Below are 21,585 nucleotides of genomic sequence, written 5' to 3'. Positions count from 1 at the left end.
TGGTAAATCACTAAGTTTTAATTTGGAGCGACATATCGGGTTCGAACCGATGACCTATACCTTGGCAAGGTATCGCTCTACCAACTGAGCTAATGTCGCATAATTATCGCTGTCACATCAGCCTTCAACATTCAAAAAGGTATCGTCTATCTACCTTTATCAACTGAGCTAATGTCGCATAATCTGTATTAATGATTTGGTAAACCACTAAGTTTTAATTTGGAGCGACATATCGGGTTCGAACCGATGACCTATACCTTGGCAAGGTATCGCTCTACCAACTGAGCTAATGTCGCATAATCTGTATTAATGATTTGGCAAATCACTAAATTTTAATTTGGAGCGACATATCGGGTTCGAACCGATGACCTATACCTTGGCAAGGTATCGCTCTACCAACTGAGCTAATGTCGCCTTTTGTATCGCGGCTAAATTTGCCTTCAACATTAACAAAGGTATCGTCTATCAACCTTTATCAACTGAGCTAATGTCGCCTTTTGTATCGCTGCTACATTTGCATTCAACATTAACAAAGGTATCGTCTATCAACCTTTATCAACTGAGCTAATGTCGCCTTTTGCATCGCTGCTACTATTTGCCTTCAACATTAACAAAGGTATCGCCTATCAACCTTTATCAACTGAGCTAATGTCGCATTCAATCTAAATGACCGTACATCTCTGTTCGCATCAAAAAGTTGAGGCCGCATTATATGAAAAATTCATGCGGCTGCAACCCCTTCTTGCATATTTATCTACTGATCGGTCAAATTTTAAATACTTTGCTGCGATAATACTGCAATTCAGCGATCGACTCTTGGATATCCTGCAGTGCTTGGTGAGTGTTTTGCTTCTTAAAGCCCGCCATAGTTTCTGGGCTCCAACGCTTCACTAGCTCTTTAATCGTACTGACATCGACATTACGGTAATGGAAATAATCTTCCAGCTCGCGCATATAACGATTTAAGAAGCGTCTATCTTGGCCAATACTATTACCACACATTGGAGAAGCGCCCTTAGGAACATACTGTTCTAAGAAGGCAATCGTCTTAGCCACGGCTTGCGCTTCGGTTTCTTGGCTAGCACGAACGCGGTCAATCAACCCTGACTCACCATGGTGCTTTTGATTCCAATCATCCATAGCGGCCAGCACGTCATCCGATTGATGAATCGCGATAACCGGACCTTGACCGATAATATTGAGTTCTTGATCTGTCACTAAAGTGGCAATTTCAATGATCCTGTCGACGTCGGGCTCTAACCCTGTCATTTCCAAATCGATCCAAATGAGATTATTTACATCTGCCGTCATAAATCAGCCTTATCATGTCAGTTAGCCTAAATTCAGGCTTTTTTATTCAAGAGCGTGTATCATACTGCTTTTTTCCGACACAAAAAATCACCTAATTGACGAAGACGAATCAGTGAGTAAAAAGAAACCCCTAAGCCAAGGTCAATTACGCCGTATGCGTGCTAATCACGAGAAGCGACTCAATCGTGACAGTGGCGAAAAAAATACGCCAGAGTTACAGGATAGTTCACTGGGGCAAGAACAGCCCGGTACTGTGATTTCTCGTTTTGGCCAACATGCCGACATAGAAACCGAAAGCGGCCAAGTTGTGCGCTGTAATATTCGCCGTGCCGTCACCAGTTTAGTCACTGGCGATAAAGTGATCGTACGCTTAGCCATTGAGAGCCAAGCCAATAGCGGCATAGCAGGTATTGTTGAAGCCGTTCATCCACGTCGCTCATCACTCACACGCCCAGATTTATACGATGGCGTGAAAATTATCGCCTCGAATATCGACCAAATTTTAATTGTGTCCTCGGTATTACCCAGCTTTACCACCCAGATCATCGACCGTTATTTAGTGGCCGCTGAAGATACTGATATTCCGCCTATCATCATTTTGAATAAAATTGACTTGCTCAATCCCGATGAAGCGCAGGCAATCGATGAAGCGCTGCAGCGCTATAAAGATATTGGCTATCCAGTTTATAAAGTCAGCAGCAAGTTAGGTGATGGTATCGATACCATCAAAGACATACTCAAAGATAAAGTCAGCGTATTTGCCGGCCAATCTGGTGTGGGTAAGTCATCGATCATCAATGCCCTATTACCCGATGCAGAACTGGTGATTGGTGATGTTTCCGATAACTCAGGTTTAGGTCAGCACACCACCACCACAGCTAAACTGTTGCATTTGCCTAGTGGCGGCGATTTAATCGACTCCCCAGGCGTGCGCGAATTCGCCCTATGGCATCTTCCCGCACAGCGTGTCGGCTGGTGCTTTGTTGAATTTCGTGAGTATCTTGGCGCGTGTAAATTCCGCGATTGTAAACACGGTGACGATCCCGGCTGTGCACTGCAAGAAGCTCTGAGCCAAGGTAAAATCAGCGCAGATCGCTTTAATAACTACCATAAAATTATCGCCAGCTTAGATGAACAACGCCATGCCCGCCATTTCCGCGCGGCAACTGACGAATAACGACTTATTGATAAATAACAACAGTCTCAGCAAAGATTGAGCAGTAAGAAAAGGAATTGAAATTGGATAAAGTCAAAATAGCGCTGCAGTACATGCTGCCAAAACACTTATTATCTCGTTTAGTGGGTAAACTCGCCGCCGCCGAAGCGGGCGCGTTAACCACGGCCGCTATCAAGTGGTTTATCAAGCAATATAAAATTGATATGAGCGAAGCGGCGCAGAGTGAGCCTGAAGCCTATAAAAGCTTTAATGCCTTTTTTACCCGCGCCCTTAAACCCGGTATTCGTCCGTTAGATATGGACGCCGATATCATGGTGCATCCTGTCGATGGTGCCGTAAGCCAATTAGGCCCAATTAAAAACGGCCGCATCTTCCAAGCTAAGGGTCACCACTATTCATCCTTAACCCTGCTTGGCGATCAAGCGGAAGATGCTAAACGCTTCGAAGGCGGTGATTTTGCGACTATCTATCTGGCGCCTAAAGACTATCACCGTATCCACATGCCGATTAAAGGCACGTTATCAAAAATGACTTACGTACCTGGTGAACTGTTTTCGGTAAATCCGTTAACGGCGAGACACGTACCCGGTCTCTTTGCCCGCAACGAACGTGTGGTGGCGATTTTCGAAACCGAATTAGGTCCATTAGCCATGGTATTGGTTGGTGCAACGATTGTTGCCAGTATCGAAACGGTCTGGGCAGGCACAGTCACACCGCCGACAGGTAAGCAAGTCTTCACTTGGGAATATCCAACCCAAGGCCCCGATGCCATCACCTTAGACAAAGGTGAAGAAATGGGTCGCTTCAAGTTAGGCAGTACTGTGGTGATGTTGTTTGCTAAAGATGCTATCGCGACCTTTGCTGAAGGTGTCGAAGCCGAAGCTGTTACGCGTATGGGACAAGCCTTCGCTAACCTGAAAGATGTTAAGCAAGCGGATTAAGCTTTCTTGAGTTCTGCTAAACCTTCGGGATTAATTGAATTACATTTGGCTGTGCTGCTATTTGGCGGCACGGCTTTGTTTTCTAAATTAATCCCACTCAGTGCCCTCGACATCACCTTCCTACGCTGTATCGTCGCCGCCACTGTGTTAGGTTTGCTGGTCAAACTCAGCCATAGACGGCTAACGCTGGCCTGCAAACAAGATTATCTGGTCGCCATCGGGCTTGGGGTTATCGTCAGTCTACATTGGGTGACTTATTTTGCCGCCATGCAGCTCTCGTCGGTCGCCATTGGCATGATTGCATTTTTCACCTATCCGGTGATGACAGTGATTGCCGAGCCATTACTGACCGGCAGTAGAATAAAATTACTCGATATCATCAGCGGCGTGTTAGTGCTGATTGGGGTGATATTACTGATCCCTGAGGCCAATTTAGGTAACGACACTACGCTGGGCATTGCCATCGGCATAGTGTCCGCCATCTTGTTCACCGCCCGTAACTTATTGCACAAACGCTACTTTTCCCAGTACAGCGGCCCACATGCCATGTTCTACCAAACCTTGGTCGCCGTCGTGTTCCTAATGCCGTGGCACCAAACGGAACTGAATAGCATCTCACTCGAAGTGTGGGGATTGATTATTTTACTCGGTGTCGTCTTTACCGCCGCGCCCCATGCGCTATTCACTTCCGCACTGAGGCAACTCAGCGCCAAAACGGTTGGACTAGTCTCTTGCTTACAGCCCTTCTATGGCGCCATGTTAGCGCTGATTATTTTGGGTGAAGAGCTCAATCTCAACACCCTAATCGGCGGCACTATCATAGTCGCGACCGCCATCTTCGAAACCCATCAATCGCACCAGTCACAGCGGCGAAAAAAGAACGCCTGAAACATACCAATCTCAACGCAATTTGGCTAATATGGAGCGTCTTTCGCCCCTAAATGTCTTTAGCCCATATGCCACGTATTTTATTGTTCGTTATTGCTTTTTTCTCATTTTCCGTCCTAGCCAATTCGCCTTTGCAGTTGGACAAACGTCTTGGCATGAACAAGCAAGATCAGCAACAAAATCTCAGCATTGATGAACAAATTAACGACCTAAAAATTAACATAGAGAAGCTCGCCGCCAGTGCGACCAGTTTCCAACAGGCGCAGATCGATTTTGAACAACACAAGAAGCGCACCAACCAAGCGCTGAAAGAAGCCTATAAACCTCTCTCTCTGGAAAAAGGCACAGACCTCAGCCAGCAAGCTTCGATGGCCTATATTCGTTTGTCTGAGCTTAAAGAAAGCGAATCGACCCTTGGCCGACAAGTAAACGATTTATTACAGCGTCACAACGACTTACCCACTGTGATCGCCAGCGCGAGGCAGAGTGTCGCCCAAAACAAAAAGGCTGAACTCGCCCCACTTGATACCCCAACGGGTGAGTTACAACAAACTCAACGACTCTTCTTTGAACAAAGCCTTGCGACCAATGAGGCTGAACTCGCCAGCAGCCAAAAACGCATTGAACTGACGCAGTTGCAATTACAGCTAGTACGCCAACAACTGGTGCAGCAAGAAGCCTTAATTGAAACCATCAACAAGGCGATAAATAAACAACGTCAGCAACAAACCGATGCCACCCTAGCCAAAAACTTAGTCAACACGGACAAAGTCCTCGATCCCATTACCCGCAATATTGCCGACACTAACCAGATTTATGGCCAAAAACTGCAAACCTTAACCTTGCAGATCAATAATGTGGTCGAGCAGCAGGAACAGGCAGAAACCCAATATCAATCCCAAGCCAAACAGTTGGCGAACATCCAAGAACAGATCACTTGGGTCAAAATGAACTCCGCCTTTGGTGAGCGCTTTTTGCAGATGTTGCAATCGCTGCCTAAGCCGCCAAACCACGAAAAACTGCAAACCCTGATCGCCGATGCGCGCTTAGACAGATACCATTTAGAGCAGCAACAAGCCCTCAATGATCAAGAGTTAGAACAGCCCGGCTTATACAATGAGCAGCAGATTAAGCTACTGCACTCCCAGCAAAGTTTGATCTCGCAGCTGATGCAAAGCTATGACCAATACTTGAGTGAATTAGGTAAGTTGAAGGTCAACTATCAACAACTGAGCCAGCAACATCTCACCCTTAAAAATACCCTAAACGAGCATTTATTCTGGGTGCCTAATGCTGCCAGTATCAGTAAATTATGGCTGACAGATCTTGAGCGCAGTACGGTTTGGCTAGTGCAGCAAGCGCAGTGGGATGAACTGGGTAAAGCGTGGGAAGAGCAAAACGATTATTGGTCTTGGTGGATCATATTGCTGGTATTGTGTTTAGTCGTACAGGACTTAATCACGCCTAAATTCAATCGCTTGCTAAATCATTACACCACTTATGTGGGCAATGTGACCCAAGATAAATTCATTTACACCCTCAAGGCACTCGCCTGCAGTGTCAGTTATGCCTTGATAAAACCTTTCCCTGTGATCATGGCGGGATTGATTTTTTATCAATCCGATCGCAACTTTGTGCAAGCAGTGGGCATGGGCATACTGGCGATTGGTTTAGTTTACCTCTTGTATCGCTTCATCTTTATTCTCACGCTCGACAAAGGCGTACTCGTGGGCCATTTCAAACGTCCCTCGAAACTCATTCAAGCCGGACAATCACGACTCAGACACTTTGTGCTGGTCGCCAGTCCATTATTAGGCTTGATGGGCTTTACCGAAGTACTCGACACCTCACTGGTGCGCAACAGCATAGGCCGTGGTGCCTTTATTGTTTTCTGTATCGTTTTATTCTTGTTATACAAAGACATCTTAATTCTTAGCCGTAAAAACTCGGATGCCAAGAAAGACGGTAAAAACAAAAAACTCATTCAGAAAATCCTCTGGACCTTGTTGATATCTGTGCCTCTTTTAAGTGCAGGCTTAGCCTTTAGGGGTTACTACTTCACCGCTTTCCAAATGCTGTTACAACTGCAATTGTCGATCGTACTTGGTCTCGGTTTCTTGCTGTTATACCAGCTGATCAAACGCTGGATGTTGATTGAACGCCGGCGTATCGCCTTCGATCGCGCCAAGGCAAAACGTGCCGAACGCTTAGCACAAAGGGAAAAAGGTGAAACCCATCATCTCTCCGCCGATGGACTCGATACCTATGAAGAACCCGTGGTCGATCTGGAAACCATTTCGAGCCAATCCCTCGGCCTAGTACGTTCGCTGTTGTTATTGGCCTTTTTAGCCAGCTTGATTGGTCTGTGGACTCAAACCCATACGGCGCTGTTTTCCTTCCTCGACGGCATCACGCTGTGGACGACTAATACCAGCATTAATGGCCTAGAACAACAACTGCCCATTACCATGAAGTCCTTGATGTTTGGGCTGATAGTGGTTGGTTTCTCGCTGATGATTGCTACCAATCTCCCCGGCTTACTTGAATTGATGATCCTACAAAGACTCGATCTCTCCCCCGGCACAGGGTTTGCGATCACAACCGTCAGCCGTTATCTGGTGGTTTTCCTCGGGTTATTAATCGGCTTCTCTAATCTCGGGATGGAATGGTCTAAGTTGCAATGGCTGATTGCCGCACTGTCGCTCGGTTTAGGTTTTGGTTTACAAGAGATTTTCGCCAACTTTATTTCGGGTCTGATCATTTTGTTTGAAAAGCCAGTACGAATTGGCGACACAGTGACAATTCGCGATTTAACGGGCACTGTGAGTAAAATCCAAATTCGGGCGACAACGATTATCGATTGGGATAGAAAGGAAATCATCATCCCGAACAAGGCCTTTATCACAGAGCAGTTGATCAACTGGTCTTTGTCAGATCCTATTACGCGGGTCATTGTTTATGTGTCGGTGGCGCGGGATTCTGATCCAGCCAAAGTCGAAGCGACGCTGTACCAAGCGGTGCAAGAGTGTGAAGATGCACTTGCCAGCCCAGAACCTGAAGTCTGGTTTGCCGGCTTTGGTAAACACACCCAAGATTATGAAGTGCGCGCCTATGCGAAAGATATGTCGGCACGTTGGCCACTGCGCCATGATTTACATAAACGAGTGACTAAAAAACTCAAAGAAAACAATCTCGAACTCGCCTATCCGCAAATGGAAATCCATATTAAGAATGGTCAAAGTCGAGAGCAACAAGGCATTATTAGAAGCTAATAGGATCGCAGAACATGCTTATTTTTGCTCACCGCGGCGCCAGCGGTTATCAGGCCGAAAATACCTTAGCCGCCATGGCTAAAGCGTTAGAATTAGGGGCTCAGGCCGTCGAGCTCGATGTGCATAATGTCGAAGGTGAGTTAGTCGTGTTCCACGACCGAAGGCTTGATAATAAAAGCTCGGGCTCTGGCGTGATCCATTTAGTGAGTAAGGATTATCTGGCGAGCATCAATGTGAAAGGCGAACCCATACCAACCTTATGGCAAGTACTTGAGCTGATTGCGGGGCGCTGCATAGTCAATATTGAATTAAAAGGCATTAATACCGTCACGCCGTTAATCGATTTATATCCAAAGGCCTTAAGTCAGCTTGGGTTTACCCAGGAGCAGTTACTGATATCTTCTTTTAACCACCCCTATCTGCGCGAACTTAAACAAGCTTTGCCCGAGGCTTTAGTCGCGCCGCTGCTGGCCAGTATTCCACTTGATAATGCTGCTGTGGTCGGAGAGCTAAATGCTTACTCGCTGCACTTAGATCTCAGCTTTATCAGCCAAGCATTAGTGGATGACGCCCACAACAGAGGCGCTAAGGTTTATGTTTATACGGTCGATCATAGCGATGATATTCATGCACTTAAGCAGATGGGCGTCGATGGTGTGTTCAGCAATTATCCCGACCGTGCCATGCAAGCCTTAGCTCAAGTGGCCACGGCCGATTACTCTGGTTACTTTGAATAACGACAACCTTGATATCGATATTAAGCTTGGCTATTTCGCTGAGCCCAATAACCGATAAAAATAAACATGGCCACAATTAACAGAAACATCCAATGGGATGGCATAGCCACTATGTGTCTTGCCACCCAAGGCGTGGCTTTCACGATCAATAGGCCATAGCCAAAGGCATTCACAATAATAAAAACAAATGTTCGCAGCACAAAAGAATGCCCCAACAAATGACGCCTTAGGATACGATTGACATCCGCTGAAAAAACCAAAATAAGACACACCACCATAGCGGTAGCAATATCAAAAGCCCAAGGGCGAAGCATGTTACCCAACTGGGCAATAAGGGCGACTAACTGATCCATAATGACTCAACCTAAAAAGATGCTGCGTAATCCCTCGAAGTGGCCACGACAGCACATTGAAAAATAACAATAACCAAGCATAAAGGGAGACGCCATGGGGCACAAGTTACTCTTGCTAACGAAGGCAAATCAACAGTATCGCGATTTGATTGAGGCGCAGGAACTCCCTGATTTAGAGATACTCGACGATAATCCAGCGGGCATAATTGATGCTGATATTTGGTTAGCCGAACCTAAACTCGCCGCGCCCCTATTGCCCCATGCTAAAAATCTGCAATGGTTACAATCAAGCTTTGCAGGCATAGATGCTCTGATGAGCCCAAGGGGCAGAAAAGACTATCAACTCACCAATATTAAAGGCATTTTTGGCCCGCTGATGAGTGAGTTTGTGTTCGGTTATTTACTCGCGCATATCCGTGGTCATGGTTTTTATCGCCAGCAGCAACAGCAAAAACAGTGGCAAGTTCAACCTCCCATACGCCACTCAAGTTTACAAGGAATGCGATTACTCATACTCGGTACTGGCTCAATTGCCCAGCATCTCGCGAAGACGGCAAAGCACTTTGGCATGCATGTCACAGGGATCAATCGTAGTGGTAATACAGTTGAAGGTTTTGATGCTATTGAAGCGATGGCCAATTTAGCCCAGACGTTAACGCAAGCCGATGTGGTAGTGAATTTACTGCCCAGCACTCCGGCAACCCAAAGCCTGCTTAACGCTGATACCTTAGGCAAGCTAAAAGATGATGCTGTGCTGTTTAACGTTGGCCGCGGTGATGCACTCGATCTCGATGCACTCAATATCCAGCTTATCGCTAAACCTGCTCAACAAGCGGTTTTAGATGTTTTTGCTCAAGAACCTTTACCTAATAGCCATCCCATTTGGGAGCGGGGAAATGCCATCATTACGCCGCATATTTCTGCGCCCAGCCATCCCGCACAAATCGTCGAGATTTTTAGCCAAAACTATCGCCGCTACATTAGCGGTGAGACACTGCAGAATCGAATCGACTTTAGTAAGGGCTATTGAGTTAGCGCTCAGGAATTAAGTTAGAGAATTGAAATTGAGTCAGGGATCAGAAAAAGCAAAGGCAATAGTCAGACTATTGCCTTTTTATCTTAAGTTTTAGGTGATTACACCCTAAAGCTGCGCTTTAAGAATTGATCAACCAAGACTGAGTGAGAATCCATCTCGCGAGTCACTTCATCGTTCAAGCCGACCATTTCACTGCCAAGTTGATGGCTGGAATGGGTAAATTGCGACACATTCACCACGCTGCGATTCATCTCATTCGCCACGCTCGATTGCTCTTCAACCGCACTAGCAATATGGTGCGTCATATCGGTAATGGTCGAAATGGCCTCACGGATTGTGCGTAAGGCTGCGCCCGCAAGATCCGCTGTTGAAATACAGTCGGCAGCGGCAACCACTCCTTGCTGCATGCTGACCACAGCTTTGTTGGTCCCCTGCTGCAACAGGTTAATCATGCTTTGGATTTCCTTAGTAGCATCGTGGGTACGTTGCGCCAAGGCCCTAACCTCGTCAGCAACAACGGCAAAGCCACGCCCTTGCTCACCCGCGCGAGCCGCTTCAATCGCGGCATTTAATGCCAGTAGATTCGTCTGACCCGCAATACTCTGAATCACATCGAGTACTGTGCCAATATCTTTACTGTGGGCTTCTAACTCAGTAATCACCTTTGATGTTTGTTGCAGCTGCTCCGCCATAGCTTGAATCGAGCTAATGGTGCTCGACACCGTTTTATCGCCATTGATGGTTTCAGCGGATGCCATTTGCGAGGCACTGGCTGCATCAGCACAATTGGAGGACATATCGCCTAATGTGGCGGTCATTTCCTGCATCGCCGTAGCGACTTGTTCTATTTCAGACAGTTGAGCCTGACTGGTACTCTGGATTTGTTTGCCCTTGGCGGCAGAAATTTTGGCCTGTTCTGACACGTTATTACAGGAATCCGATGCACGCCCCAGAATCGACTTAAGCTCTGAATTTTGCATTTGCAGCGCTAAATCAATCGCGCCAAGATCATCAGAGTTTCCACTGTAAATATGTGCCATCAAAGGGTTATCGTAGATATGCTTTGCCTTAGCCACGATAGCATAATAACGACTCAGCACCAGATTACCGCCCACCAGCAATACCAGAATGCTAATCGCTAGAGCTATAAAGCCCATTAAGCCAATTTGCAAAGCAAGGTAAAGCATCGGCAGCATGGCAAGTAATGCTAATAACAGCAATTTGGTGGGCATGCTCACTGTACGTTTTAACGCGCTGACGCTGCCATTTTTGTTCAATTCTGCATAAGCCGTTTCTGCACGCTTAACCTGCTCGCGGGTGGGTTTAGTGCGTACAGATTGAAACTCGACGACTTTGCCATTAACTGAAATGGGTGAGACATAGGCATCAACCCAATAGTGATCGCCATTGGCACAGCGATTTTTCACTATCCCTTTCCAAGGCTCGCCTTTTTTGATGCAGCGCCACATATCTTCAAACGCATGGGGGGGCATATCTGGATGACGCACCATGTTGTGAGGCTTGCCTAACATGGCATCGAGTTCAAAACCGGCAACGGTACAAAAGGATTGGTTGGCGTAGGTAATATGACTTTGAGTATCCGTGGTCGACAATAAAATCCAATCCGCTGGATAATCATATTCTCGCTGTGTAACTGGTAGATTAGTTCTCATGAAACCTTATGGATCTTTGATTAATTCTTCGTTATTCATCCATGAGTTATCCATCCGTGAGGCATCATCACCCTGACTCTATATTCCTGAACCTACTTCTAAAACTGCCTAGCAGTGTAATGCTAAAACACATCTAGCATAGACGATAAAACGTGCGCCATGTAACAAAAACGTTGATGTATGAAAATCACTCAAAAATCATGATTGCATTTGATAAGCGTTTTCATTTAGAATTAGCGCAATTCCTTTGGAGACTAATATATGTACGTTTGTCTTTGCCATGCGATCACCGATACGCAAATTAAAAATGCCGTAAGCCAGGGCGATAGCTCGCTTGCTGACGTGAAAAAGCGCTTAGGTGTTGCCGATCAATGTGGCAAGTGTGCAAGAATGGCGGTACAGATCATCCAGAATCAATTAGAGCGTGAGCCTAATTATTACGAAGTCGCGTAAATTGAATCGCGAATAGAGTGGTAAGGGGAACTCGCTAACGAACACACTTCCGACAAGCTAAAACCACGCTGACTCAAGCAAACTCAATCAAAAAAAGTCCAGCGAAAACAAAGCTTTCTATCCGCCCGCCACTTCGTCTTAAATAATCTTGCCAGTTTAGACTTTAGATATGATGTTTTAATGACAAGTCCCCACTGAACTCTAATACTACTGATCATTCAATGGGGTTGCAGATCCACTTTCGAGTCAATTCTACTTACGTTTCAACCCTACTTACGTTTCAACAAATAGGCGGCTTCATTAAGCCAAGGCACGGCTTTTTTAATAAAGCGGGGATTGTCGGCCAACACATCTTGGGAGGCTAATACTTCAATGTCAAAGTCATCACTCAGATGCTGCTCAACCCAAGTTGGGGATACGGCGAAAGGTGGGCCAATTAAGGCTTCCTGCGGATAATCTAAGGTCACTAATAAGCCGACACTGCCGCTAGGTAACAAGCTCGCTAGCTGCTTGGCATATTGTGCACGCATGCTCTCTGGCCATGCGATCAACGCGGCGCGATCATAAAATGCTGTCACTTCTTGAGTGATAGTCTTAGGCAGAGTGAAAATATCACCTTGATACAAACTGATCTGCTCAGTGTGATAATGCTGATGTTCACCCACGGTCGTTTGTGTCATCTCGAGTTGGTTATCGCTGAAAAATTGCTGCACCGCCAATTCATTCAACTCACAACCTATGACCTGATGCCCTTGTTCGGCCAAGAAACACATGTCTAGCGACTTGCCGCATAAGGGCACAAAAACCTGCGTATTTGCGGGTAATCCAAGCTGCTGCCAATACTTAACGAGGAAAGGATTGATGTCTTGCTGATGAAAACCTATTTGCTGCTGGTGCCACTTTTCATGCCAAAAACCGGGTTCCATGGGTTTATCTCTATTCGCTAAAGTTGTCCTTACTCTAATGACATTTTAAAGCGGATGCAAAGCTCCCTGCCATTCGACAAACTCAGCAATGTAAAGACTCACTTACTGATCTAACGTGGCTTGCACTTTACGCAGCCAAACACAGTTATCACATTGACATTGACGGCGTGATAAATGGTGCGGGCTTAACGATGAGTCAACAAAATCCACGGCGATCAATAACTGCTGTTTTAACTCGGCAATCGATTTTTCGTTCACGGCCACCAGCTCGTCGTTCTGGTTCATCCAGATACATTCCATGCCCTGATGACAAGTTAAACATTGCTCGTCGCTATCATTAAAAAATACCGCATGTGGGCAATGGGTCACTTCCATTGACTGCAAAATTCGCTTACGCGGATATTCCAATAGCTCGATCAACAAGGCTTTATATTGGGTGGGCATATGCCCTCCTTAGCTGCACTTTGTCTGTTGGTTAATTAACAAAAACTGATTCCATCTCATGTCCCAAAGATTACCTATAGTCGCGAAGATTTAACTTGATGTAAGTCAAAGTCAGTGACGAAATGATGGTATAGGTAAGCCGCGCCTGACGCTGATCACTAATGCCGCTCTGAATCCTAAAATAAAGCCAGCCGCTATTTGATTATCGCCCCCGCTTACTGGTTAAATGAACAAAACAAGGAGCACAATTTGCAAACACCTCAGCTGCAGCATTTTTATATTTCTGAAGAGCAATCCATTTACTTGCTCAAAGCCAATGATGCCCGTAAACACAAGGCGTGGATCCGTCTCTGTAAACAGCAGCTGAGCAAGTTAGGTTATACCGATATCGAATTGGTCGGCAAAGGTGCCTACGGTTTCGTGTTTGCGGGTATCAATCAAGCGGGCGATGCCCATGTGTTTAAGTTCTCGCGGATTAATCTGCCGCAACATATACAAGATAGGCTAGAAGAAGAAGCCTTTATGCTGTCCTTACTCAAGCATCCCAATGTGCCGGGGGCGATCAAATTTGAGCGAGTGGGCAAGCAAGGCATACTCGTGATGGAGCGGGCAAAAGGCGAAGATCTCGACCAACTTTGCCGCCGCATGGGCGCCCTGCCCACAGCTATGGTCATGAGCATCGCCCGCCAACTCGCCGATATCTTGTATTACCTGCGCACGGGCAAGCCTTTAGTGCACGGCGATATCAAACCTTCGAACCTGGTTTACGACATTGAGCAGCAACACTTATCGTTGATCGATTGGGGATCGGCGGTGTTTGCCCAGCGGGATGAACATAATAAGCCGGTCGAAGACAATGTGATGGCGTTAATGTCGAGCGATCAACAACATACCAACGCCCGTATGGGCGATGTGTACTTTATCGGCGAAGAGCAACTCAATGGGGCACTCTCCAGCCCGCGCTTCGATGAGCAAGGTGTAGCAGCAACTCTGTATGCCCTTGCCTCAGGGCAAGCAAGCCGCTTCGGCGCACAAGTTATCTCGCCCACCAGCATTGGCTTACCAATGGAATTAGCCCGTACCTTAGAGGGCATGCTCAGCACAGATCCTAAGCAGCGCAACATTGCTGGCGATTACTTTTTGAAAAGTATGCGCCACAGCCACAGACTGCATTTACCAGAACTGCCCAAGGCTGAGTTACAGGGTGAAATTCCTGTGTGGGTCCAATCCCGCGACAAAGATGTTGAAACCGTCAGCTACAGCTCGCGTAAGTCCTTTTTGAAGGAACATAACGCCCAAGATCCTATCGCTAAGATGGATGATATTCAGCTCGAAAAATATTACCGCAACTTCCTCGCAGGCATGGGCGATACCGAAAAAGGCTTTATCGCCGCCGTGGGTCGGTTAGCGCAATATCCGATCGTGGGTGGTCTGGCTATTCATTGGCAGGAAACAGGCGTGTTTATCGACTCCAATCTTGCGATTTACGATGCAAAACAAAAAAGTGCCTTAATTATTGCGGTCAACAATATGGTGGACTTAGCACGGGGAATTAAACGTATTGGGGTATTTAAGGCCTGTTTCTTTAACGCCAAAGACACGCTGCATATCGAACGCACAGATATCAGCGAGCCGTTTGTCGCCAGCGCCGATCTGCAATTACCCTTTGAAGTCGGTGATGTGCCCACCTTAGAAGATAAGTCGCGCTTACACTCTTATTTTGAAGACGGTAAAGATCCCGATGAAAACCTCGAATTACCGGTGGAGATCATGGAAGAATTAGCCCGCATCAACCAAATTCACCACACAGGCTGTATCATTTTTGAGGCGCTGCCGAATCACTTAAAAATTCACAGTTACTTGAAGCTGCTCAATCCGCGTAAGCAAGCGGCGTTTCGCGCCAGCCTCGATCGCATCTTGCATCATGTCGGCAAAATCCAAGGTCACGGCGTGTCGGGCTTTATGAAACTACCTTACAAAAACACCCGCCGCTTTACTCATCTAGAGCGTAAAGCCGATCACTTTTATCCAAAAAATCCAAAAGAAATAGGCGCCTAATGGCGCCTATGTTCATCGGGTTAAATCGGCGATCCCGGCGGTAAGGTTAACGGCTTAGGGATCAGCTTAACCTTAGCATCGGTTAAGCCCGCAGCCAGACCTTGTTGCAACCAAGTGTAATGGGCAGCAAGACTTGCATTGGCTCGATTCGACCTCGCTTTCAATTGCTTAATCACAAACTGAGCGCGATCGTTAATCGCAGCCCTCACCTCTGGTGAGGTTTGAGGATTGTGCAGTGTTGCCAGTACTTCATCAATCACCACAGCGTTCACTCGCATCCACACGCCTTCGACCAGCCCAAGCTTGTCTTCTTGATACAAGGTCGCCGCGAATAACTTATCCAGTAATGTTGTCACCGATAACTGCTCGCTATCGGCCATGGATGCTTGGCTGACACGGTTCAAACGCTTAGGCATCAATAGCAAGCTAACAGTATGGCGGCTAAATACTTCAGCCATGCCGAGAGGATCGTTAATTGCGCCTAAACCTGAGTCAAAGGATTCCCGCGTGGCATGATAATTCCCCGCCTTTGGTACTAAACTGTCGAGCAAGGTTTGCGGCACAGTTAAACTCGCGGCATCTAAGGTTTTAAGCAACGCATCTAAACCCGTTAACTGCAATTGCGGCGCAATATAGCTCCAGCGGCTGCCTTCGCCGATAGATTGATAGTTATAGTCAGTGCCGCCAATAAACTTAGCAACCGCATCGATTTGATAACGCGTCAGCAAATAAATTGGCGCAAAGGCATCGGCTAGCTCGCCCAGTGGCTCATTGGGTAACAAGGCTGCACTGGAGAATCCCGCAATCGCCCTAGTGCGAATTTTGTCGAGCTTACCCAACTGGTCGATCGGATCGTCACCACTATCCCACAAACTGGCATAGGCCTGACTCGCATCCTTTTGCCGAGAATCGGCCTCACCGATATAACGTAAGCCACGTTTCGCCACATCGGCCAGTAAGTCGACTTGCAGTGCTTGTTGGGTACGGGCATCACCTTGATCGCTATAACCATAGGCGATAGCAAAATCATCCCAAGGGCCAACACCTGTAGTGTAAGGTGCTGAAATATCAATATCATTGCCCTTTAGCAGGATTTTCGGATGGGGATAATCCATCACAGAGGCATCCTGATTGGTCGAAGCGGCAAAGTTATGATCAAGCCCTAAGGTATGGCCAACTTCATGGGCGGCCAGTTGGCGAATACGCGCCAGCGACAAGGCTGTCGCCGCTTTCTCGGCCGCCACTCTATCCTGCCAGCCAGCGGTTAAGCCTTTGGCAATCAAGTAATCCTGCCGCACACGCAAGCTGCCGAGCGTGACTTGACCCTTAATGATTTCACCAGTGCGTGGATCGGTCAGTGCAGCGCCATAGGACCAACCCCGCGTCGCCCTGTGCACCCATTGGATCATGTTGTAGCGAATATCCTGCGGATCGGCATCTACCGGCAATAACTCAACTTTAAAGCCGTTGATAAATCCGGCGCGAGTAAAAGCCGTCTCCCACCAGCGCGCGCCATCGAGCAAGGCCGAACGTATCGGTTCTGGCACACCGGGATCGAGATAATAAGTAATAGGTTTAACGACTTCACTTGGCGCTGGACCTGGATGCACTTTCTGTAAACGGTGGCGCAGGATAAAACGCTGCACTAACGGTTGGTCAAAGGGCGTCGCATAGTCTTGATACTCATCGGACAAATAGCCGCTCATAGGATGATAAGCCCGCGGCTGGTAATCAGTATCAGGCAGCTCAACAAAGGAATAACGCATCCGCACCGACATTAAGGTGCCGTCGGGGGTTACCTGTGCGACCTGCGCGCCTGCGACATCGCCTTTAAAGGTGAGTTGCACATCCACATCGGCATTTTTCTCAAAGGATTTAATCCCTTTGGGTAGGATGACAGAACGACTCAAATCGAGCCGATAATTGCCCTGCTCTGTTTGTTGCAATACGGAAGATACGCCGTGTAAATCATTGAGCACCAGATCGTTGACTGCCACCAGATCTGGCTTGCCCTCAATCACTTTGCCTTGCCATAGTACTGAATCGGCAAAGGCTTCTGCAACCGCTCTTTGCTCAGCGGCGTCAGTGGTATTCGCACGATATTGGGTATTGAGTTGCTTGAGTAAAACATAGGGACCTTGGCGCTCAAACTGCACCATGCGGGTCTGACCCAGTTGGCCACGATCGAGACCAATGTCGTTCGAACCTACACCCTGCGGCAAACTAGTGACCAAGAGAAAAGGCTGATTTAAGCGATTGACCTCAAGGTACAACTCTCCCTGAGATTCCTCGTAATAGAGATTAAGAAACCCTTTCGCCTCTTGGCTTTGCTTAATAATCTTGGCACTAGGCGCGGCTGCTGCGACGGTAACTGTGGGAAATCCTAACAGCGCTATGGATAAGGCTAAGGCTAAACTTTGGGGTTTCATCTTTCCTCCTGATACGGCTGGCTGCGTTATTTACCTTAATAAGTTATCGATGACTCTTGATCTCAAGCGATTGCTTAAAAGTAAATAACGCGAGGCCATCACTGGCCCCGAGCAAATAAATTAACGATTCAGATGCTGGTTCTTATGTTTGATCCAGTGATTTAATGTTTCAAATAATTCGTTGAGCACTATAGGTTTAGTGATGTGGGCATTCATCCCCGCCGCTAAACTTTTTTCCCTGTCGCCCGACATGGCATGGGCTGTCATGGCAATAATAGGCAGTTCATCGGCATTAAAACGCTCACGCAGTGCCTTTGCAGCGGTTAACCCGTCCATCACTGGCATTTGAATATCCATCAACACGGCATCAAACGGCCGCGAGTCTATGGTATCCAGCGCTACTTGACCATTGTCGGCCAGCACCACTTCATAGCCTGCACTTTTAAGGAGTTCAGTGGCCACTTGCTGGTTGATAAAATTATCTTCCACCAGCAGCACTAAACCTGTGTGTTCTCCGTCCTCAACTTGGACTTCAACCATAGGCTGAACCACATTCAATCTCGGCTCATCGGCAAAAGCGGCAATAATCTCATCGAACAGGCTCGATGCCTTGAACGGTTTTTGCAGTACGGCAAACACATTGGCACTATCGACTTCATGCTGCAAGGGCTCTGCCGCATAGGCCGTCATCATGATAATCACAGGCCGTTTCGCTAAGCGGCCTTCGGCGACCATAGTATCTATGGCGCTGACCACATCGCTGCCGTCCATTTCTGGCATCATCCAGTCGAGCAATAGCAGATCGATTGGCGCCCGCGACAGTTTATACAGCGCTTCGGCGCCACTGGCGGCGGTATCGACTTCGAAGTGGAAATCTCGCATCAAGGTCGAATAAATTTGCAGTGCAGTCGGGTTATCGTCAACGACTAAGGTGCGTAGGCTATTGAGTTTTTCCGGCACGACGAAAGGCTCAATCTTAGCGGCTTCGGCAATTTCAAAGCTGATGGTAAAGCTAAAGGTACTGCCGACCCCAAGCTCACTCTGCACTTGCATCTTACCGCCCATCATAGACACCAGATGCTTACTGATCGATAAACCTAAGCCAGTGCCACCGTATTTACGGGTAGTCGAACCGTCGGCTTGGGCAAAGGCATCAAACAACTTATCCTGTTGATCTTTACCTATGCCGATCCCCGTATCGCGCACCCAGAACTTCAAGGTAATCCGATGATCTCGCTCGCCGACATCTTCACAACCCAGCTCAATCTCGCCAGATTGGGTAAATTTCACCGCATTCGATAACAGGTTAATCAGCACTTGGCCTAAACGCAGCGGATCGCCTTTAAGCATGAGTCCCGCTGTCACAGGGGCATACAAGAGTAACTCAACGCCCTGCTCCTGTGCCTTGAGCGCATTGAGATCGAGGGCATGATCGAGCACTTTATCCAGCGGGAATGGCACCCGCTCAAGCTCCAACTTACCCGCCTCAATTTTAGAGAAGTCGAGAATATCGTTGATGATCCTCAGTAGCGATTGCGCCGAGAAACCGGCTTTTTCGAGGTAATCTTTCTGCTGCGCCGTTAACGAGGTGCGCTGTGCCAACTGCAACATACCGATAATGGCATTCATCGGCGTGCGGATCTCATGGCTCATGTTGGCCAAGAATTCACTCTTGTAGAGGTTAGCTAATTCGGCGTCTTGCTTGGCTTCCAAAAGCGCCACTTCGTTACTCTTATGGCGGGTAATATCCTTATGGGTACCGAGCATACGCTTAGGCTGACCTTCGGCGGTGAACTCCACCACACGGCCACGGGATAACACCCAGTGATAGCCGCCATTTTTACCTAACATACGGAATTCGATTTCGTAAGCGCCGACAGGGTCCGCGAGATACTGAGCACGGTATTCCTCGACGCGAATCCGATCGTCGGGATGGGATAATTCATCAATCGTCGACACAAGAGCGGGGAACTCATTGGTTTTGTAACCCAACATAGAATAATAGGCTGGGTTACAAATGATCTGTTCAGAGTCTAAATACCAATCCCACAGGCCATCCTCCACCGCATCCATAGCTAAGTGATAACGCTCTTCGGACAGGCGCAATTGTTCGGCGGATTCGTATTCGCGCGTCACATCACGCCACACGGCAATCAGGCCCTGCAGTTCGCCGCGGCGATTATAGAAAGGCAGTTTAAGGGTATCGAGCAGCACAGGTTTACCCGCAAGCTCAACCTTTTCTTGGTAGCGCAGCGGCGTGCGATCTTTTAGGACTTGTTCGTCTTCGGCGCGGATACGTATACCCATTTCAGGCGAGGTCAGATCCTCAGATGACAAACCTATCATCTCGCTCTCTGTGTAACCTAGCATGCGCTCAGCCGCCTTGTTACAACCTAAGTAGTTGCCTTCTTTGTCTTTAAAGACAATAGCTTCAGGGATTGAGTCAAGCAAAGAACGCAGTAGCGCATATTCGCGCTCACGCCGCTCTGTGGTGTCTTTTAAGCGTTCAGTACGCCGCGCCACTAGCTTATCGAGCCGCTTATTCTGCTCAGCCAGATGGTGGGTATATTGCTTGTTTTCCTCAAAAATCCGACTCACCAGCAAGAACCAAGGTTCCCAGCCGCGGGTTATTTTCTCCGGTGGCTTACGCGGCTCTTGCGAGCAACCCTCTAGGTGCGACAGTAGTCGCGAGGCAGGGCTTACAAAAGAGCGGCGCGTCTGCCAATGCACTATGGTCACCAACACAGACAGGGCGATCACCACCAAAATAAAGGTCAGCTGTAGTTTTTCCCACGAGTCTTGGAATAGGTCGTCTTCATCCTGCAAATACAGTAAACGCCAAGGCGCGTTATGCAGGGCAACCGAGTGAATGTAATAGCCGTTGCGTATGATGCCGTCGTGGGCATCGAATAATTCCGACTCAGGTAAAGAATGCAGCTCAGAGGGAATACGTTGGCTGATGTGATAAACCCGATTGATGTCTGAGCTATCAAAATCGCTGTGGGATAAAATATTGTTCTGTTGGTCGAGCAAAATCACTGTGCCCGGCATCTTAAAGTAGACCCGAATTTGCCGTGCTAACGAGGCAAGCGTCATGTCTAAGTTAATTGAGCCAATGAACTCATCGTCCAAATAAACAGGCACACCTAAAGTGGTCAATAAGCCTTTGCCCGTGGAGTCGACATAGGCTTCGCTCCAGAACACACTGCGCTGCGGGTTCATTGCCGGGGTGGCGTATTGAAACTGTTTCTTGTTGAGTAATTCGTCCCTAAAACGTTGATCGTCATTCGACCAAGGGAAGTAGGACATAATCCTACGTTTTGACAGGTAATAAATTGCCGAGGCTTTCGGGGCGGCTTCTTTGGCGACGGGGAATGACAGTGACAGCTCAAACAACATCTCAAGCTCTTGATAGAACTTGTCGCTGCGGCCATCGAGGGAACCTGCACCAGTGATCCTACCCATGTTAGTAAAAGGCTCACCGCTCTGGGCGTAGCTAGGTTCTAAGGTAAAATACTGGCCGCTTTCGTTGAATTTACCGTATTGGGGTAAGCGTTCTTTACGCACGAGTTCGCCTAAGCGCAAATGATCCACGGCAACGTCACGTAAGCTTTTTACCGCTCTAATGCTCGACTCAAGTAGCAAATCGATTTGCAATACATGGCGCTGAACCTGCTCTTCACGCTGCTCCATCTGCTGTGCTTTTTGGCGGTCGAAAAACATCCATGCGGTCAACAAAGACATGACGATAACGCCGATGTACGTATAAAAAACGGCACGGTTGTAGTTCTTCTGGATCGGCGATTTTAGTTGCAGATCCGGCTCACTCGATTTCATCCACTACCCTTGATTGCAGCGCTTGATTTCAGCCAACGGCGGCAAAAGCT

General features: G+C 47.6%; 15 protein-coding genes and 3 tRNA genes. 8 read left to right on the top strand and 10 right to left on the bottom strand.

Annotated elements, in window-relative coordinates:
• Positions 1-23 precede the first annotated feature (23 nt).
• The 4 genes from Q4Q54_RS13300 to orn form a co-directional block, all read right to left on the bottom strand.
• Positions 24-99, bottom strand: a tRNA-Gly gene (locus tag Q4Q54_RS13300).
• A gap of 121 nt (positions 100-220) precedes the next feature.
• Positions 221-296 (bottom strand) — tRNA-Gly (locus Q4Q54_RS13295).
• A gap of 42 nt (positions 297-338) precedes the next feature.
• Positions 339-414 (bottom strand) — tRNA-Gly (locus Q4Q54_RS13290).
• Positions 415-765: 351 nt separating this feature from the next.
• Positions 766-1,311: an oligoribonuclease gene (gene orn, locus Q4Q54_RS13285; protein WP_006080044.1), complete on the bottom strand. Its 546-nt coding sequence runs from the start codon at positions 1,309-1,311 to the stop codon at positions 766-768.
• A gap of 112 nt (positions 1,312-1,423) precedes the next feature.
• On the opposite strand from orn, the gene rsgA reads away from it, so the two are divergent.
• The 5 genes from rsgA (at position 1,424) to Q4Q54_RS13260 (ending at position 8,326) form a co-directional block, all read left to right on the top strand.
• The gene (rsgA, locus tag Q4Q54_RS13280; protein ID WP_311890128.1) at positions 1,424-2,488 is read left to right on the top strand and encodes a small ribosomal subunit biogenesis GTPase RsgA; all 1,065 of its coding nucleotides are present in this window, start codon (positions 1,424-1,426) and stop codon (positions 2,486-2,488) included.
• A gap of 62 nt (positions 2,489-2,550) precedes the next feature.
• Complete coding sequence (asd, locus tag Q4Q54_RS13275) at positions 2,551-3,429, top strand: archaetidylserine decarboxylase (protein WP_028761759.1); 879 nt, start codon at positions 2,551-2,553, stop codon at positions 3,427-3,429.
• A gap of 6 nt (positions 3,430-3,435) precedes the next feature.
• Positions 3,436-4,317, top strand: coding sequence for a DMT family transporter (locus Q4Q54_RS13270; protein ID WP_311988680.1), 882 nt, complete (start codon positions 3,436-3,438; stop codon positions 4,315-4,317).
• Positions 4,318-4,385: 68 nt separating this feature from the next.
• On the top strand, positions 4,386-7,589 hold the full coding sequence (locus Q4Q54_RS13265) for a mechanosensitive ion channel domain-containing protein (protein ID WP_311988679.1): 3,204 nt from the start codon (positions 4,386-4,388) through the stop codon (positions 7,587-7,589).
• Between the two features lie 14 nt (positions 7,590-7,603).
• Entirely contained in the window at positions 7,604-8,326 is a 723-nt protein-coding gene (locus tag Q4Q54_RS13260; RefSeq protein ID WP_311988678.1) for a glycerophosphodiester phosphodiesterase family protein, read from the top strand.
• Between the two features lie 20 nt (positions 8,327-8,346).
• On the opposite strand, the gene Q4Q54_RS13255 is transcribed toward Q4Q54_RS13260, so the two are convergent.
• Positions 8,347-8,679, bottom strand: coding sequence for a DUF3392 domain-containing protein (locus tag Q4Q54_RS13255; protein ID WP_006080036.1), 333 nt, complete (start codon positions 8,677-8,679; stop codon positions 8,347-8,349).
• Between the two features lie 94 nt (positions 8,680-8,773).
• On the opposite strand from Q4Q54_RS13255, the gene Q4Q54_RS13250 reads away from it, so the two are divergent.
• Positions 8,774-9,709 carry a D-2-hydroxyacid dehydrogenase gene (locus Q4Q54_RS13250; protein WP_006080035.1) on the top strand — a complete coding sequence of 312 codons (936 nt, stop codon included), beginning with the start codon at positions 8,774-8,776 and terminating at the stop codon, positions 9,707-9,709.
• A gap of 104 nt (positions 9,710-9,813) precedes the next feature.
• Here the strand turns inward: Q4Q54_RS13250 and Q4Q54_RS13245 are convergent, their stop codons facing one another.
• Positions 9,814-11,388 (bottom strand): methyl-accepting chemotaxis protein, encoded by a 1,575-nt coding sequence (locus tag Q4Q54_RS13245; RefSeq protein WP_311988677.1) that lies wholly within the window; start codon positions 11,386-11,388, stop codon positions 9,814-9,816.
• Between the two features lie 261 nt (positions 11,389-11,649).
• Here Q4Q54_RS13245 and Q4Q54_RS13240 point away from each other — a divergent pair, with 261 nt between their 5' ends.
• Positions 11,650-11,841, top strand: coding sequence for a bacterioferritin-associated ferredoxin (locus Q4Q54_RS13240; RefSeq protein ID WP_006080031.1), 192 nt, complete (start codon positions 11,650-11,652; stop codon positions 11,839-11,841).
• A 269-nt stretch (positions 11,842-12,110) separates the two neighbouring features.
• On the opposite strand, the gene Q4Q54_RS13235 is transcribed toward Q4Q54_RS13240, so the two are convergent.
• Together Q4Q54_RS13235 and Q4Q54_RS13230 are read right to left on the bottom strand one after the other, a co-directional pair.
• Complete coding sequence (locus Q4Q54_RS13235) at positions 12,111-12,767, bottom strand: thiopurine S-methyltransferase (RefSeq protein WP_311988676.1); 657 nt, start codon at positions 12,765-12,767, stop codon at positions 12,111-12,113.
• Positions 12,768-12,869: 102 nt separating this feature from the next.
• Positions 12,870-13,211, bottom strand: coding sequence for a hypothetical protein (locus tag Q4Q54_RS13230; protein ID WP_006080029.1), 342 nt, complete (start codon positions 13,209-13,211; stop codon positions 12,870-12,872).
• A gap of 249 nt (positions 13,212-13,460) precedes the next feature.
• Here Q4Q54_RS13230 and Q4Q54_RS13225 point away from each other — a divergent pair, with 249 nt between their 5' ends.
• A complete protein-coding gene (locus Q4Q54_RS13225; protein ID WP_012588629.1) occupies positions 13,461-15,269 on the top strand; it encodes a protein kinase domain-containing protein in 1,809 nt (602 codons plus the stop codon).
• Between the two features lie 20 nt (positions 15,270-15,289).
• Here the strand turns inward: Q4Q54_RS13225 and Q4Q54_RS13220 are convergent, their stop codons facing one another.
• A complete protein-coding gene (locus Q4Q54_RS13220; protein WP_311988675.1) occupies positions 15,290-17,698 on the bottom strand; it encodes a zinc-dependent metalloprotease in 2,409 nt (802 codons plus the stop codon).
• 120 nt (positions 17,699-17,818) lie between these two features.
• A complete protein-coding gene (locus tag Q4Q54_RS13215; protein WP_311988674.1) occupies positions 17,819-21,535 on the bottom strand; it encodes a response regulator in 3,717 nt (1,238 codons plus the stop codon).
• Between the last annotated feature and the right edge of the window lie 50 nt (positions 21,536-21,585).

This window comes from Shewanella sp. SP2S2-4 (assembly GCF_031932025.1).
GTDB classification, from domain to species: Bacteria; Pseudomonadota; Gammaproteobacteria; order Enterobacterales; family Shewanellaceae; genus Shewanella; species Shewanella baltica.
The sequence above is the reverse complement of the archived record's forward strand: the minus strand, read 5'-3'. Positions and strand labels throughout refer to the sequence as shown.

Bases quoted from the DNA above. Each gene is read 5' to 3' on its own strand.
- orn (WP_006080044.1), bottom strand. From the start codon at position 1,311: ATGACGGCAGATGTAAATAATCTCATTTGGATCGATTTGGAAATGACA.
- Q4Q54_RS13230 (WP_006080029.1), bottom strand. From the start codon at position 13,211: ATGCCCACCCAATATAAAGCCTTGTTGATCGAGCTATTGGAATATCCG.
- Q4Q54_RS13235 (WP_311988676.1), bottom strand. From the start codon at position 12,767: ATGGAACCCGGTTTTTGGCATGAAAAGTGGCACCAGCAGCAAATAGGT.
- Q4Q54_RS13220 (WP_311988675.1), bottom strand. From the start codon at position 17,698: ATGAAACCCCAAAGTTTAGCCTTAGCCTTATCCATAGCGCTGTTAGGA.
- Q4Q54_RS13250 (WP_006080035.1), top strand. From the start codon at position 8,774: ATGGGGCACAAGTTACTCTTGCTAACGAAGGCAAATCAACAGTATCGC.
- Q4Q54_RS13215 (WP_311988674.1), bottom strand. From the start codon at position 21,535: ATGAAATCGAGTGAGCCGGATCTGCAACTAAAATCGCCGATCCAGAAG.
- Q4Q54_RS13245 (WP_311988677.1), bottom strand. From the start codon at position 11,388: ATGAGAACTAATCTACCAGTTACACAGCGAGAATATGATTATCCAGCG.
- Q4Q54_RS13265 (WP_311988679.1), top strand. From the start codon at position 4,386: ATGCCACGTATTTTATTGTTCGTTATTGCTTTTTTCTCATTTTCCGTC.
- Q4Q54_RS13255 (WP_006080036.1), bottom strand. From the start codon at position 8,679: ATGGATCAGTTAGTCGCCCTTATTGCCCAGTTGGGTAACATGCTTCGC.
- Q4Q54_RS13240 (WP_006080031.1), top strand. From the start codon at position 11,650: ATGTACGTTTGTCTTTGCCATGCGATCACCGATACGCAAATTAAAAAT.
- Q4Q54_RS13260 (WP_311988678.1), top strand. From the start codon at position 7,604: ATGCTTATTTTTGCTCACCGCGGCGCCAGCGGTTATCAGGCCGAAAAT.